Here is a 15707-nt window from a genome sequence, read left to right on the forward strand (position 1 = left end):
GGGGGGGGGGGGGGGAGGGGGGGGGGGGGGGGGGGTGGGGGGGGGGGGGGGGGGGGGGGGGGGGGGGGGGGGGGGGGGGGGGGGGGGGGGGGGTGCGTGGGTGCGTGGGCGAGGGGATGAGGAAGGTGAGGGGGATGAATTTTGAATTTTGTTCGCGTAGCGTCTCCAGAGGAGAAATTTTGAACTACTGTCTTCTCCAGTTCCCCATTTCCTCATTTCCTCATCACTAGTTAAGAGCTGCGGGTCTACAGGGTTTCCGAGCACATCATCTAATCTGGTCAAATTCCCTTGCAGGGTTTGCAGGGTGCTGGCGAAGCGTACCAGATTGTTCACCGGGCGCTGGAAGCTGACCATGAGGAGTTGAAAGGCGACCAGCATGCCGATGGTGAGGTCGCCGTTGATGACGCGCCAGCCGCCTACGACGAGCAGAGCGAGGCTGGAGAGGGCCGAGAGCAAGCCGGGCAGCAGGCCGAGGGTTTGGTTGGTGAGGCCGAGGTCTTGCTGGGCGTTGATTGATTTGGCGTAGTAGCCGGCCCAGCGGGCAAAAAAGTCGGATTCTAGCCCCGAGGCTTTGAGGGTTTCGATGGTTTGCAGCCCGGCGATCGCGACCCCTGCAGCCTTGCCCGTCTCCTGGGACAGGCGCAAATTGGCATCGACTCGCTGGCGGGCAATCCACTGTAAGGTGGCGACGTTGACGGCGGCAAAACCGGCTGCGATCGCAGTCAGCAGCAGGTCGTACTGGGCCATGGCCAGGGCGTAGAACAGCACCAGCACCAGGCTAATCAGAGTGCTGGTGAGGCGACCCGAGAGCACGGTGGCGACTTCGTCGTTGAGGCGAATGCGGCTGGCAATTTCGCCCGCAAAGCGCTGGGCGTAGAAGCCCACGGGCAGCCGCAGCACGTGCCAGACAAAGCGGCTGGTGGTGCCCACGGCGAGTTTGATTTGCAGCGATCGCAAGTACCTGAGCTGCAGCGCCGTCAGCCAGCCCTGCACCACCGCCGTCAGCAGCAGTCCTACCAGCAGGTAGGGCAGCCAGTCGAGCCGTCCTTCCAGCAATACCGAATCGACAAAAATGCGGCTCAGGGCGGGCAGCACCAGGGCGGGCAGCACCAAAAACAAACCAGCGAGCAGGGCCAGCAGCAAAATGCCCCAGGAGCGGTGGAGGCGCTGCCAGAGCGATCGCGTTAAACTCGGCCGCCGCCCACCCCGCTCAAACTCTGGCCCTGGGGCAAAGGTGAGGGCAATGCCGGTATAGCCCTCGTCAAACTCAGCCGCCGTGGTGCGGCGCGGGCCAGTGGCCGGGTCGTTGAGGTAAACCCAGCGAGCGTCTCGGCCTTCCACCACCAAAAAATGGTTGAAGTGCCAGAACACAATGAAGGGTGGCTCCAGCTCCAGCACCCGCTCCAGGCTTTTTTTGAAGCCCTTGGCCACCATGCCGTAGCTGCGGGCCGCCTTGAGCAAACTGGCCGCCGTCACCCCATCACGCGAGACGCCGCAGGCCTGGCGCAGTTCGGCCAGAGGCACAATTTTGCCGTGATAGCCCAGCACTTTACCCAAAGCTGCTGCACCACATTCCACCGCCTCCATTTGCAGCACAGTGGGGGTTTTGACCCGTTTAAGCCGGGGCCGAGCTGGGGGAATGAGAAAAACCATTACCGATCCAAAAACGGCAGCACAAACACAATTGGCGGCTTTTGGGCCAGGGTGACGCGACCCTCGATCGCCACCCCCGGCACAATGGTGTTGGGCGGCATCGCCTGCACCATGGGGGCCAGGTGGGCCAATACCTCCAGTCCGCCCGCGTAGGGGTCCTCGCCCTGGCGCGCCTGGGTGAGGGTAAGGGGGCTGGGTTCGACTACCTCAACCACCTCGGCCAGCACCCCCGGCTCGCCGTAGGGCACCAGCGTTTCGGGCATCAGCACCACATCCATACCGGCTCGCAGCTGACCCCGGTAGCGGTTGTCGAAAATCAGCAGAGCGACCAGCTGGGGAGAATCGTCGGCCTGCACCAGCAGCCCTCGGCCATGGGTGGTAACGGGGATGCGCCCCAAAATACTCCAGCCCAGGCCCAGACCCAGCAGTGCGGCCAGGGTGCCCAGGGGCAGCCAGGTCTTGAGGGTGACCAGCTTCATCAGCTCGTCGAGCCGCTCGGGGGACGACAGCCGCTCGAGCGATTCCTGGCGAAACAGGTTTTCGCGCTCAGCCACGACCGTTCACCCCCAGCTGAGCCAGCATCCAGCTAAACTTTTTGGCCCCCTCAGAGACCTGATTCAGGTCGTCCATATCGAGTTCGTCGTCCAGGTTGGCTTCTGCACCGGGCTCCATCAGCCGCATACCCACGGTCTGCAGCTGCTCCATAATTTGCATGGCAACCACTCGGTAAAAGCGAGAGGCAAAGCTGTCGTCCACCTGAAGTTTGGTGGCCAGGGTGAAGCGGGGTACGGCAAACACCAGGGCTTCACCCAGCGATCGCACCGTCACGGGCAGAGGCCGAAAGTCTAGAAATGAAATAATCCCCGGCATGCTGCCCTGGGAGAGAGTGGCAAAGGCCGACTGGCCGCGCGTGCTGTGCTCTAGCCCCAAAAAGCACAGGGCCAGGGGGTTAAAGGTGTCCTGGGGGGCAGACATCGCCAGTTGACCATCCAGCAAAATGGTCAGCGACTCGACCGGACGCCCCGCCTGCAGCAGCACTCGCCCCGCCGGAATAGTCTCAATCTGGCCGAAGGAGGTGAGCCAGTCGATATCGCTGTCGCGCAGTTCGCCAAACACCGTCAGCACGTCATTGCCGGTGCGTTCGTTCGCCCACCGCACCCGGTCGGGCTGCTCAAAAATACGGCGCAGTCGGTCGGCCAGCTGCAGCGCGATCGCGTGGTAAAAATGGGCCGCAAACGCCACATCTTCCGCCAGCTTGAGCTGCACCTGGGCAATGGGCAGCGACAGCATCAGCGTCGATTTCAGCGCCTTAACCGCCGTCAGGTTGGGGGCATTGAGCAGCGGGCTAACGCCCACCAGTTCCCCCTGGCCCAGTTCATCGATTAGCACCGCCTCATCCACTGCGCCCTGGGTGGCAGCACTTTCGCCCAGGCTGCCGTCAATGACAAGAGAAATGCGATCGGGCACCCGGTGGGGATGCAGCACGCTCTGGCCCGTTGTCAGCGGCTGATGTTCTCCGTGGGCAATCATCCAGTCCAGGTCGGCATTACTGAGCACTCGCAGCAGGGTGTCTGTCATTGACCATATGGATGCAACAAACCCATCCTAGAGTTCGCTTAGACAGAGGTCATTACTTTACAAAAATAAAAGATTTTATCCGGCATTCCTAACCGTAAAACCCATTTTCTGCCGTTAGCATGCACTTCTTTGCCACCTCGTTCTTCTAAAGAGAAGCCACTGCTTGTTTAGATCAATCGTTCTTGAGAACGAAAGAATAATTTACGAACTTTTCTGAATTGAAAAGCACAAGAACAAAAATAATTGCAGTCATTAATGTGGCTTTAATTCGCCTCTCATGGGTTTCTCAGAAAGCGTTAAATCACTTCTTTTCTTAAGCGCCGATTTTTTCAGGCAGACAAATTGAGTTGGTGAGTTTTAGGATGGGTGTGCAAGCCAAACAGGAGAATTTCCAAATGCTTGAAGATACCAAAGTTGTTGCCGAAGATGAGTCACTGTCTGACGATCAGCTCAAAGAGGTTGCAGGCGGTGTTGACTTTGATCAACTACGCCAGGAGAACCTGGAAAAAGATGCCTCTCGCCTCGATGAAATTCGTCGCGAAAATCTAGAAAAAGATTGAGCATTCAGCGCCATAAAGCCCACGTTTAGTAAGCCCCATGGCCGAATGATTTATCCCAAAAAGCCTTTGCTTAACTCAGCAAAGGCTTTTTGTTATTGGGCTGCTTAAAACTGTAGCAGGTTTCACTCTGGTGAAGTATGTCGCGCTGTGCCCCCCTGCCAGGAGAGCAGGGGGGCACAGAGTGCAACTTAAACAGCTATGAACTGGGGAAATTTAGAACTCAGCAGTTCTGTGCCTCGCTCGGTTGAGAACCGCTATAACCGTTGGAGATAATTTATGGATAATCGGTATTCGTTTGTGGGCGGCGATCGCGGAACGTGGCGAGTAGCGGAAATCAGGGCCATTGTCGGTGACGGACTGGCGGCCGTCGATCGCGTCGACGTCGTCAATCAGGCTGTGGCAGAGGTGCCGCCTAACAGCCGCTGGGTGCTGCAAAGTTTTACCAGCAATATCCGCTACGCCAAGCGGGACGAAATTACCCAACTTCGAGCCGTGCAGCCCAGCTTGAATCGCAGCGAGGCGGCGATCGCAGTGCTGATTCCGATTAAGAAAAATGCCCAGTGGTGGGCGATGGCCCAGGATGAGCGCCGCGCTATTTTTGAAGAACAATCGCACCACACAGCGACGGGGCTGGAGTATCTGCCGCAGGTGGCTCGACAGCTGCACCACTGCCGCGATTTGGGCGAACCCTTTGACTTCCTCACCTGGTTTGAGTTTGCGCCAGAGCATACCCAAGCCTTTAACGAACTGCTGATGCGCATGCGCGACACCAAAGAATGGAACTACGTAGAGTGCGAAGTCGAGGTGTGGCTGCACAGAGCGCTAGAACGAAGTTTGTAAAGCAGTGCCCTTCGGTGACACTACACAACGTTGTCGGAAGCCTCAAGATCAACGGCCAGCATCGCGTCTTTCGCAAGGCATTGAAAAGATCTCAATTAAACAAGATTTAACGTTGTTTGGCGCAAGAGCACAACCGGCGACAAGTTCCTGTGCGAAACTGGCCCTATTTCTGGAAACGGGCGAACCAGAACGATTCGCCGTTAGTGGGACAGGTGGGTCTAGCTTCGGTAGTGGCGGCTGGTCGCGCTCCCCAAGGCTGTCGCGGTGGGTGGGGCTTTGGTAATCACCAGCCCGATAAAAGGAAACCCCGATCTGCACTGGCTGCGCTGGGGTGCCAGCCTGAGTTGCGATCGCATCGTTCGCCAACCCTAACGACTACCCCTGGCTGCCCCAGCTCGCCAGCATTAGCCTCACCAGAAACAGCAGGCTCCACAGGCTGTTCAAGCGATGACGCAGACGATTTGGCATTAAGATATACCCCCTATATACATAGCAAAGCAGTCAGTTGGGCCGATTCTACCGGAGCCTGACAACAGCTAAACCCCAGGGTTACCAAAGGATCTCAAGCAGGGCACCAGCTCGTTCTTCTCGGGAGTCACCTGTGCGGCGGCTATGACCCTAAAAAAACTCTAGCAACGCAGAGCGACCGCATTGCTAGAGAGGAAAGCATCAGTGAAGATTAGCGCGATCGCTCAGCCCTAGGCGGCGATGAAATCAGACGTGGGCACTACGTCTGTCGTATCTTGCACAATGCCAATCAGATCACCGCCAAAGAGGATTAGAGTATCGGTAGCTAGCCCGCCAGAAAGATCTTGGAACGCGATGCCGTAATTGCTAGCGCTACCCGTAACCTGAATTTTGTCACCCTCTAAATAGTTGAAGTCTGTAATAGTGGCATAACCATTGTCGAGATAGTAGGGGCTGTTGGCATCGCCGAGGGCAAATACATCGGCCCCCGAGCCGCCCTCGAGTACATCAAACTCGCTTAGAGTAAAGCCGTAGCCATTGAGAAAATCGTTGCCAGAGCCACCAATCAGCGTATCGCTGCCGCTGCCCCCCAGGACGATATCGTCACCGTCACCGCCACGAAGCAAGTCATCACCGCTCAGGCCATTGAGGATGTCGTTACCTCCTAAACCATTGATCACATCTTCTGATTCGTTGAATCCACTGGTAATGTTATCCAGCGCATTTAGAAAGGTGACAGTATTTTGGTTGAGAACCTGAGGCTTTTCCCAATCATCATCAAAAACGTCAAAAACATCTTCAAAAATACCTTCAAACTCAAAAAAGCTATTGGGTGCATCAAACCCTTGAGGAACAAATATCACGTTGCCCCGATTGCTAGTTGTTCCTGGACCCTGACCGATATTATCAAAATCTTCAATGGCGAAATCTTGTAATATAACGCTGACATCGGCGATTCCTTCAAACGTAACCACCAAATCTTCATCCTTTTGATTCAGCAGCATGTTGCGAGCGGTTAGCCCCTCTCCCTCGAACAAAAGTATGTCGGCTTCACTTAAAGTCGCAGCATCAGGACTCGTTTTGGTACCGATGCCATCGAAACCAATAATTCTTTCGATGCCATAACCTCGGCGAATAATAAAGTTATCATTGCTGCCAGTAGGAGAGTAGGAATCTGCTGCTGAAACGTTGACGACATAACCAAGATCTTCTAGGGAGGCAGTGGTAATACGGCTCAAGGGATTTAATCCAGCATTTAGGGAGCCTGTCATTAACTCGTTACTAAAGGATGTTTCTCGCCAGTGACTCAGAGCTGTTGCAGGCCCTCCTTTAGCCTCAACAGGTACAGAAGCTTCATTCAATCCAAAAATCTTGTTGTATTCAGATGTAGCTGATGCACCAGTGAACCGAGGATCGCTGGTGCTTGAAGTATCAAGCAAGCCTAGATTTTCCCATATAGTACCAATTCCGAGAACATGCCCCATCTCATGCAAAACGAGGTCAAATAAGCTACTATCTTCCAAATCAGCAATGTCAACTGTATCAAACCGCATCGAACCATAATATGGTAACCAAGATCCTGAACGGAACTCAATCGGCCCAGCCAAACCTCTAATGTTGCTTACGCCATCAATGAAGCCGGCACTGGCATCAATTAAGATATCGTCAACGTATCCATAACCTTCGAGGTTTTCGTCGGGAACATCACCGATAATTATTTCAGACCAGCGATCTGCAACTCTATGGAAAATAGATTTTTGGCTGTCGGTAAAGCTGTCATCAATAAAATTGACATCAATTTTAAAGGGTGCTTCATGCGAGTCGTCGACTTCGGCATTGTCAGCAATATTCAAACCACCTTGTCCGTCATTTAACAAAGCAGCTGTATTTGACTTCAAACTCATAATTTTATCTCCTGAAAATGTTCTAGCTAGTTAATATTGAGATTTGGCCCCGGTAGCACCGCCTCAATTACTTCAACCTTAAGCAAGACAATGGTTAGGCAGGCTATAAGCAGCGTTATAAACCAGGCTATGAATGGCAATATAGTGTGATGTTTTTGGGTAAAATTGGCTGCACACTTGCCATACTGAAGAGCGCAAAGGATAAACGCAGCGCGGCTTCTCAAGCCTATGGCTACTGATAACGAATGTTTCAAGCAGCACACACCTAATGGAAGCTGAAGAAGCTGCATTTCGGTTAAGCAATTGCCAAACTAGATATCGCTCCCCACAAGCGTCAGCATTCGCCCCTGCTACTGGGAAGTTGTCCTTTAACGCGGCATGGGTTATGCCCAATCCAGGCCCGCTTCGCCTATTCTGGACGAGACTGGTTACGGTCAGGTTCGACTCATGCGTCTTCCGTTTTTCAAAATTCCAAATCGGTTAGCGATCGCCTTTCTGGCCGGCTTACTCCTGGTGCAACTCCTGGGCTTGGCGGTTTGGTGGGCGAGCTGGCCTCCAGTAGTTCCGACAACGCTGTCGTTTGTGGTGCCGTCGGGTGAAGCGGCAACCTGGGAACCGCTAATTGCCAATTTTAGAGAACAAAACCCCGACATTCGCCTGGAGCTGGTCCAGGGGGATTACGATACTGACGAGGCCAAAGCGATTTATAGCGCCGATCTCAGGAGTCGTAGACCGAAGTTTGACCTGGTGTATATGGACGTAGTGTGGCTGCCCTGGTTTGCCAGCGAAGGGTGGCTGCAAGATTTGTCTGACTTGTTATCTGAAGAGGAGTTAGCGAAATTTCTACCGAGTGAACTGGCCGCAGGACGCTATCAGGACACCCTATATCGGCTCCCATTTCGAGCTGACTTGGGGCTGTTGTTCTACAACCAAGCGCTAATGGCAGACCTGGGAGTAGAACCCGCTCAAACATTCGAAGCATTGATGGCCCAATCTCAACGCGCGCAGGCCTTGGGCCTGGTGCCGTGGGGCTACCTCTGGCAAGGACGCAGCTATGAGGGGCTGGTGGTGAATTTTGTCGAAGTATTAGCGGGCTATGGCGGCTTTTGGATTGAGCCAAGCACGGGAGCCGTGGGGTTAGATCAGGCGGCGGCGATCGCCGCCGCCAACTTTTTAGCGGACACCATTCGTCAGGGCGTCTCCCCTCAGCTGGTGACCAGCTACGGCGAAACGGAGACCTTCAGTCAGTTTTTGGCGGAGCAAAGCCTATTTGTGCGAAACTGGCCCTATTTCTGGAAACGAGCGAACCAGAATGATTCGCCGTTAGCGGGACAGGTGGGTCTAGCTTCGGTGGTGGCGGCGGCTGGTCGCGCTCCCCAAGGCTGTCGCGGTGGGTGGGGCTTTGGCATTGCCCAAAATACTGCTCATCCCGAGGCCGCGAGACGGGCGATCGCATTTTTTACCAGTGCCGCTGCCCAACAGCATTTCGTCCTCGATTCGGCCTATCTGCCTAGTCGGACTGACCTATACACTGATCCCAAAATCGTTGCTCGGTATCCTTTCTTTCCTGAAGTTTTGGAGGCGCTGGAGAATGCTTCCGTCTTTCGTCCCTCAATTCCCCAATACGACAAGGCCGCTGAAATTCTGCGGAACCACCTCACGGAGGTCTTAGTGGGGGACATCACCGCCGAAAAGGCGATGCGGGCAGCGGCTGCGGAAACGCGAGAATTGTTGGCCGCTTCGTAGGGTCAGGCTGAGGGCGACTGCCCCACCACCTGACCTGTTTCTAGGAATGGTCGTGCGTCTTGCTGCTGTACCCAGCGCCAGCCCAGCACCCCGTGCAAGATCAGCAGGGCAATGTTGAGCCCGATTAGCCACTGTATCCAGTGTTGATCGGTATTTTGAGCGGGTCTGACGGGCTTGGCGTCGAGCCGTCGCAAAATCTCTTGGGCATTGAGCGGTCGCTGTCCGGGAAAGGGAGCCATCAGGTCGTCGATCAGTTCGGCGAACCAGTGATCGACGTAGGAGGCAGACTCGCGCCAGTTTAGGGCACCCGTCGCTGCATCGGTGTCTAAATCGACCGGGTGTTGCCCGGTCAGGAGGTGAACCAGCGATCGCCCCAGAGCATAAAAGTCTGACTGTGGTACGGCTTTGCCGTTAATCTGCTCCAGGGGGGTGTAGCCGGGGGAAACGATGCTGGTGATGTCTCGCTGACCGCCGATTTTCGCTAAGTAGGTATTCGACATCTGGCGGACGGAGCCGAAGTCGATCAGGGCCAGATGTCCCTGGGGTCGCAGCATCAGGTTGGAGAGTTTAATATCCCGATGGAACAGCTCCGTTTGGTGAATCAGGGCCAAAATTTCACTGGCCTGCCGTAGCCACTCCTGCGCCAGGGTTTGCTCCACAGGGCCATGCTTGGCCAACCACTGCTCCAGCGTCGGCCCCTCAATTTTTTCCATCACCAGGCAGGCTAGCGATTGGCCCTCAGCTATTGTGATGGTGAAGTAGCCGTCAGGCTCGACCCGAGGAATGCCGGGATTGTCGAGCCGCTGGAGGGTCTGGGCTTCCCGCTCAAATAGGGGTTGCCATTTAGGCTGCTTGAGCACCTTCATGACTTTGAGCCTGTCTTGATCCGCCACCTCAAAGACATCGGTTGGAAGCCAGTCATCCAGCTCTCGCAGGGGACGCAGCAGCCGATAGCGAGCGCACACGACCAGCTCAGTGCCGCAGGCCGCGCACTGGGTTAACGCGACGGACTGCTGCCGATCAGGGCATTTGGGGTTGATGCAGTAGCTCATGACTACGCCTCACGGGACATGCGATCGCGCACATACTCCATCACCACCGGCCGCAGGGTAAAGCCCGCCGCGCTTTTTTCGACCAGCGATCGCCGTACCAGCGATCCTAATGGCTGCAAGATATTTGGCGTGAGTTCCTGCTGCAATCGGCCCACATCAACGGGTTCTCGAATTTTGGCCAGGGTGTAGAGCAGCTCTTGCTCCGCCGCCGACAATCGCTGGAACTGCTGCTCAATCAAAAAGCTCACGTCGCTGGTAATCAGGGTAATCCGCTGCTTCAAAAAATTGCTAACGCTGCCGCTAAACAACTCGCGAATGTTGGAAGCGACAATCTTCAGCACCAGGGGATTGCCGCGATAGATGCGAATCAACTGTCCCCACTGCTTTTCGTCCGATAGATTGGCCTCCTGCAAAATGCCTTCAGCGGCGGGACCGAGGCCGGGCAGTTCGAGCGATCGCACCGGACGACTGGGCCCATCCATCATCACAATTTCTTTAGTTGACTCCCGGCTGGTGATCAAGATACAGCTCTGGTGCTGTTCTTCACCGAGCCGTCGCAGCAAATCCCCGTAGTCTTCGTAGCCGTTCCGGTAATGGCCGGCAAAGTCCCCTTCGCGCAAAATCGTGTCCAGGTTATCGAGCACAATCAGGCAGCGACGGGTGCGCAGATACTCCGTCAGGCCGCAAAGCTGATTGTGTACGTCCCCTGCGGGCACAGGTTGCAGATTGGGAAGCTGAGTTGACCAGTGGTGCAGCATTGTGGCCAGCAGCGGCGCGTGGCGCAGGGATTGCCAGATCAAGCAATCAAACTGGTGCTGAATCTGCTCTGCCAGTTTCACCAGCAGACTGGTTTTGCCAATGCCGCCTGGCCCCAGAACTATGACCATACGGCAGGCCTGCGGCTCACTGGTCCAGGTCTTAAGCGTCGTCAGTTCCTCTTCTCGCCCATAAAATACAGGCACATGCGGTACCTGCGACCAGTTGATTTCTAGCCGCGCCGACTCGTAGCCTGCCGCGGCTAACCAATCCGCCACATCCCGCCAGCTTTCCAGGGTACTCAGGCCGCGCTGGGTCAAGACTTCGACATAGCGGTAGAGGGTATTGCTCAGGCTGACTTCAACGGTTTTAGGCGCAGTAAAGCGCTGGGCCGCAATCTCGGTGGGGCTGTAGCGGCAAAGCAACCCTCGCAAGAGTTCCCGCTCGACCGGTGTTAAGGACGGCTGCTTGTGAGGGGCAATCTCTTGTTTGGCGATCGCTAAATCGGCGTACAGCTTCTCCAGGTCCCATTGGGTCTGCGCTTCCTGGAAGAGTTCATGATCAGCAGCCATGGGCTAGAGAACTAGTGTTTCTTTCACCGTTGATGCCTCTCAGCATAACAACTGCTGGGGAAATTTTAGTTTCAAAGAACAGTATCAAGCCGCAATTCATACCCCGTTTCATAGCGTGGCTTATAGTTTGCCTAACTTTTAACTCGCCTAAAGTTAAAGCAATTGAGGTGAAGCAACCAAATTAACAGCTTATATCAAACGGAATGAATCATGTTTAAATTCAAAACTATACCCCGTTGTTGGCGCTGGCTAGTCGTAGGTTTGTGCGCTTTTTTACTTAGTTTGGGTATCGGCTTAGCGCAAGCGGCCTCACCCTTTTACTGGGACTTTGTCAATGTCGATATCACCCTAGAATCAAACGGCGACATGGTGGTTGCCGAAACGCAAAAATACACCTTCACAGCAGACCACACGAATCAACGCTATCGATACATTCCCCTCCGTAACGTTGATCAAATTACGGATGTCACAGTATATGAAGGAGAAGAACAGATTCCGATACAGACTGGGATTGAGGACAATCAGTATTGGATTCGTTGGCGGCACGCTGTGAAAGCGCCAGAATCTCACATCTTTAAAGTGCAATATCGCGTCACTGGAGGCGTACAAATTCGGGGAGCAAATAGCCAAATCTATTGGCGGGCTCTCTTTTCAGAGCGCAATGCGGACATCAAGCAGGGCAAAGTTACCATTCACCTGCCGAATGAGTTGGCTGGTGAAGTAAGTCAGGTTATGAGTGAAGGAGTTACGGCCGTCAGCCAACAAGTAGGGCCGAATACGCTTGAATTTGTGGTTGATCAACCTCTGGCACCGCAGCAATTTTTAGATGTAAAGGTGCGTTTTCCGACAGGCCTTCTCACTATCGAAAACGCAGATGATGTGAGTGACACCACGATTGCCCCTCGAAACGCCTTCCCCTTCCAAAACCCTCTCTTTATGACTCTGCTATGGCTCGGGTTTATAGGGCTTGTGGTATGGGGAGGTTTGTACATTCGCTCTCACCACCAACCTTGCCCCATGTGTGGCAAACGAAGCCTCTACCGAGTGAATCGGGTCAGCCAACGGGCAACAACACAGCGTAAAGGAGAAAAGGTCGTAGGTCACGCCTGTAGCCATTGCCATTATCGCCAAACTCGGATTGAGAGCATTGCAAAGTTGCCAGATTCAGCTTCTACATCAGGCTCACCGGGTAGCTATTACGGTGGCGGCGGGTTTGGTGGTGGCGGTGGCGGGTTTGGTGGCGGCGGGGGTGGCGGTTAATCAACTATCTGTTGATGCGATCGCGTTGCCAAAACTGCTTGGGAATCCGTAAAACTAGGCATTTTAGCAATCTGAACAGCGAACTATCTAGCATCCATAAATCCATGATTTAACTCATGGGAGAAAACTTCAAATGTTGAACCCTAAAAGCTTTCAGACAATACAATCCCTTGCTGAAGTTTATCCTGACCTATCGACACAACCAAAAGGCTACGTCGAGCAGGCCATCAACCCGAACCGGCGGGGGCGTGTGCGCTACCGGGCGACCTACTGGTTTGGAATTTGTGACGATTCGCGATCGCTACCACCCGGCACAGAGGTTGCCGTCCTTGGTCGGCAAGGCAATACACTGCTTGTGCAACCCATCGTTTCTTAGCCCTTTGTACATTGGGGCATGACCCTCACGCTACTCCAGGTAAACGAGAAGCGGCCATCGATACTCCAGAAACCCAAAATCAAACCGACCTCCTGGCCGAGATAGAGCATTTGCTAGCCGAATTGACCGGCTTAACCCCTACCTTCCAAACAAAAATTTGACCAGGTTCATCCCATGCATACCCTTTATAAGCTCTCACTTTTGCCCCTGTTGCTAGCCAGCCATGGTCTAATCGCCAGCCCAGCCCTGGCTGATTCCCATCGGTTCAAACACCCTCAACAAGTCGCTCAGGCGTTTAATGATATTCGCCTGGTGCTCCCAAACATAACCGTTACAGACGGCTCCAGACCACGGCTGTCTGGCTCGCACGAAACCATATTTGCAGATGGCTCAGAATTTAATCTAGATCTCTCTGGTCGAGATGGCAGAGATGCTAGCCATGCCGATGTCAGTGGCTCAGCGGGGCAGTGTGGGGGCGATGGCGGCACCCTAACCGTGTATTACACCGACCTAGCCCACCTCCAGAACGTTTATGTCAATGCCTCTGGCGGCAGGGGGGGGACTGGGTCACCGGGTCGTACGACTTACCATTGCCCTCCCACGGACTCACATATGCCAGAGCTAGATATAGAAAACCTTCCGCTGCCCGAACTTCCGCAGCCTCAAGACCAGATCAAGCAGTTATCTACGGCACTTACAAAAGACTTTGACCTTAACGACTTCTCCAATCCCCAAACTCCCCACGACGGTTGTACACCGATAGTGGGCGTCCCAGGCCCAATGGGAGAAGATGGTCGCCCAGGACAGCTCAGAATTATTAACCGTGAGCAGCCTTTACCACCGGAAACACCTCAGGTAAGGGCAACCGTTGTCGAGCTAATGGAGCGGCCTGTTGACCTCTCTAAGCACCTCTGGCGTGAGCGGCAGGGCGCAGCGGACCTGTTGGCCCCAGGCTCAATCGTCGCAGACAACTATCAGGAATACGTCGAGCAGCTTGAGGTCACCGCCCAACTCCAATGGGAGGCCAGCCAGCCCCTCAGCGGTTTCGAGGCGTCGCACGCCACCCTTTACCTGCAGGAGGATGGGCGCGTGATGGTGGATGTAGGGAAGGAGATGTGGTCACTCTCGGAAAACCGCCAAAGGAATGACTTGACCGAAGTTGCCATCACGGCCCTGGTCCCTGAGGCTGAAGTGCTAGATCTGGTGGAAGGCGGGTTTCAAGCGTCGGGTGATGCCTTAAACCTGGTTGTGATTGACCTGGCGGGTCATTCTGGGGTCTTAGACACCATCTTTCATGTTTATTACCGTTCCACAGATCGCCACCATCTGGATACGCCCCGTGGAAACTGGCAGACCCGTTACCAGGGGGAGGTGCCTGCTGCCGCTATCACCCAAGATTACAACCGCTTTAGCCTGAATTTGAGCCAGCTGCCCGTTGAGCCCCAATATTTGCGTCCTGGGGTGCCGGTACGGATAGAGCTGGTTGTGACGCGATCGCTAGGCCAGCAATCGGTAACCAAAACCCTCAACTGGCAGGAGACCACTCGATAACGTTGGCCTTAGGGCTCCGGCCTAGACTACGTCTCGCCTGAGGACCAGATCGGCGTTGCCTAGATTGCCGATGGCACTTGGCGACTATCTACGTTCTGTTCTGGCTCAACCCCACATTCATACCCATAGGAGGCCCTGCGTGGGTGTGATAACTGTCCAGCGCGTTGAACAATTTGTGGAGCGTCTCACAAAAGAGCTGCTGAGAAAAGATTAAAGCTAAGAACGGGTGAGATAACAGTGACAGTCTGGCTTCTCAATGAGCGTTTCTACCAGGGCATTCAACGTCACTGACGCTAAGAGCCCCCCACCAAAGCTGCCTTGAATCGTGATGTGGGCAACTTTTGTTGCCGCCAGTCGCCGCTTTGCCGCCGGAGCGTGGCTAAACCCAATCGGCATGCCAATGACAAGGGCGGGCTCGATTTGCTGCTGCTCGATGAGCTGGCAGGTCGCAAGCAGCACCGAGGGGGCGTATCCGATGACCAGCACAGACCCCTTGGGCGTCTGCCGTAGCCGTTCTTGCCAAACCGGATGATTGTAAAACGTCTGCTCTGCTTCACTGACTCCCGTAATGTGAGGGTCATCCATCAGGGTTTCAACCGGACATCCCAAATGCGCTAGTCGAGTGTGATCGAGGGTGGCGGCGACGGTTGGCAAGTCTGTCACAATACAGCACTTCGCTTTAAGTGCTTCCCGTGAAGAGGCAACGGCACTGGGGCTCAAGCTGACAAAATCGATCAAGCTAACATCGCCGCAGGCCAGCACGAGCTGATGCAGTAAATGAGTTGTGATCTCGGAGTAATGGGACAAATCGGGCAGCAGGTGCTGTAGCGATTCTTGAAAGGCCTCTGGATGCGCAGCGGTCTCTGCGTCTAAACTGCTCCAGAGCTGTTCTAGCTGACCTAGCCCCTCCTGGGCATCTACGTCGAGCTGCTTGAGCTGGGCCAGTGCCTCGGCCTGGGTGCTCTGGCAATTGCGATCGCGCCCCAGCAGCCCCTCCAGCGCCGTCGCCGTCTGCCGCAGTCGGGTAATTTGCTGAATCACGGAGCGGTACTGCTGCTGTAGCTGAGCCATCAGCGTGGGACTGGCTGGTTCCTCAGACTGGCTGCCGAGTAGCTGGCGAATGTGCGAGAGCTGAAACCCCTGCTGCTTTAAAGCAATAACGCGCTGGAGGCGCTGTACGTCTTGCTGGGTGTAGAGGCGGTAGTTGCCCTCGGAGCGTTGTACGGGCGGCAGCAGCCCCAGGGTGTGGTAGTGCCGCACCATACGAGGCGTGACGCCGCCCACCGCGTCGGTGAGTTCTTTTATGGTGAGGTAGGGGGCTTTCATGCCTCTAGCTTACTCAAAACATTGACATTGACACTAATGTCAATGTTTAGGGTGAGGGGGTATCA

12 protein-coding genes are annotated in these 15707 nt (G+C 55.0%); 5 read left to right on the forward strand and 7 right to left on the reverse strand.

The window, feature by feature from the left end:
* From IQ265_RS26480 to IQ265_RS26490, 3 genes are all read right to left on the reverse strand, one after another.
* Nucleotides 1-1653 (reverse strand): cysteine peptidase family C39 domain-containing protein (locus IQ265_RS26480; protein ID WP_194059236.1); only part of this gene is annotated, 1653 nt, incomplete at its 3' end.
* A complete protein-coding gene (locus IQ265_RS26485) occupies nucleotides 1653-2207 on the reverse strand; it encodes a hypothetical protein (protein WP_194059238.1) in 555 nt (184 codons plus the stop codon). The genes IQ265_RS26485 and IQ265_RS26480, both read right to left, overlap by 1 nt.
* Nucleotides 2200-3231, reverse strand: a complete 1032-nt coding sequence (locus tag IQ265_RS26490; protein ID WP_194059240.1) for a cyclic nucleotide-binding domain-containing protein — start codon at nucleotides 3229-3231, stop codon at nucleotides 2200-2202. Before IQ265_RS26490 ends, IQ265_RS26485 begins: the two co-directional genes overlap by 8 nt.
* A 395-nt stretch (nucleotides 3232-3626) precedes the next feature.
* Here IQ265_RS26490 and IQ265_RS26495 point away from each other — a divergent pair, with 395 nt between their 5' ends.
* Nucleotides 3627-3791 carry a hypothetical protein gene (locus IQ265_RS26495; RefSeq protein WP_194059242.1) on the forward strand — a complete coding sequence of 55 codons (165 nt, stop codon included), beginning with the start codon at nucleotides 3627-3629 and terminating at the stop codon, nucleotides 3789-3791.
* Nucleotides 3792-4067: 276 nt separating this feature from the next.
* A complete protein-coding gene (locus tag IQ265_RS26500) occupies nucleotides 4068-4631 on the forward strand; it encodes a chlorite dismutase family protein (protein ID WP_194059244.1) in 564 nt (187 codons plus the stop codon).
* 698 nt (nucleotides 4632-5329) lie between these two features.
* Here IQ265_RS26500 and IQ265_RS26505 read toward each other — a convergent pair.
* Nucleotides 5330-7003: a calcium-binding protein gene (locus IQ265_RS26505; protein WP_194059246.1), complete on the reverse strand. Its 1674-nt coding sequence runs from the start codon at nucleotides 7001-7003 to the stop codon at nucleotides 5330-5332.
* A gap of 447 nt (nucleotides 7004-7450) precedes the next feature.
* On the opposite strand from IQ265_RS26505, the gene IQ265_RS26510 reads away from it, so the two are divergent.
* Nucleotides 7451-8749: an ABC transporter substrate-binding protein gene (locus tag IQ265_RS26510; RefSeq protein WP_194059248.1), complete on the forward strand. Its 1299-nt coding sequence runs from the start codon at nucleotides 7451-7453 to the stop codon at nucleotides 8747-8749.
* A gap of 2 nt (nucleotides 8750-8751) precedes the next feature.
* On the opposite strand, the gene IQ265_RS26515 is transcribed toward IQ265_RS26510, so the two are convergent.
* On the reverse strand, nucleotides 8752-9801 hold the full coding sequence (locus IQ265_RS26515; RefSeq protein ID WP_194059250.1) for a serine/threonine-protein kinase: 1050 nt from the start codon (nucleotides 9799-9801) through the stop codon (nucleotides 8752-8754).
* Between the two features lie 2 nt (nucleotides 9802-9803).
* A complete protein-coding gene (locus IQ265_RS26520; RefSeq protein WP_194059252.1) occupies nucleotides 9804-11129 on the reverse strand; it encodes an AAA family ATPase in 1326 nt (441 codons plus the stop codon).
* 210 nt (nucleotides 11130-11339) lie between these two features.
* Here IQ265_RS26520 and IQ265_RS26525 point away from each other — a divergent pair, with 210 nt between their 5' ends.
* Together IQ265_RS26525 and IQ265_RS26535 are read left to right on the forward strand one after the other, a co-directional pair.
* Complete coding sequence (locus IQ265_RS26525; RefSeq protein WP_194059254.1) at nucleotides 11340-12389, forward strand: DUF2207 domain-containing protein; 1050 nt, start codon at nucleotides 11340-11342, stop codon at nucleotides 12387-12389.
* Nucleotides 12390-13377: 988 nt separating this feature from the next.
* Nucleotides 13378-14316 carry a hypothetical protein gene (locus IQ265_RS26535; protein WP_194059258.1) on the forward strand — a complete coding sequence of 313 codons (939 nt, stop codon included), beginning with the start codon at nucleotides 13378-13380 and terminating at the stop codon, nucleotides 14314-14316.
* A 216-nt stretch (nucleotides 14317-14532) separates the two neighbouring features.
* Here the strand turns inward: IQ265_RS26535 and IQ265_RS26540 are convergent, their stop codons facing one another.
* A complete protein-coding gene (locus tag IQ265_RS26540; RefSeq protein ID WP_194059267.1) occupies nucleotides 14533-15642 on the reverse strand; it encodes a precorrin-8X methylmutase in 1110 nt (369 codons plus the stop codon).
* Nucleotides 15643-15707 lie beyond the last annotated feature (65 nt).

This window comes from Nodosilinea sp. LEGE 06152, assembly GCF_015207525.1.
In the GTDB taxonomy this organism is placed as follows: domain Bacteria; phylum Cyanobacteriota; class Cyanobacteriia; order Phormidesmidales; family Phormidesmidaceae; genus Nodosilinea.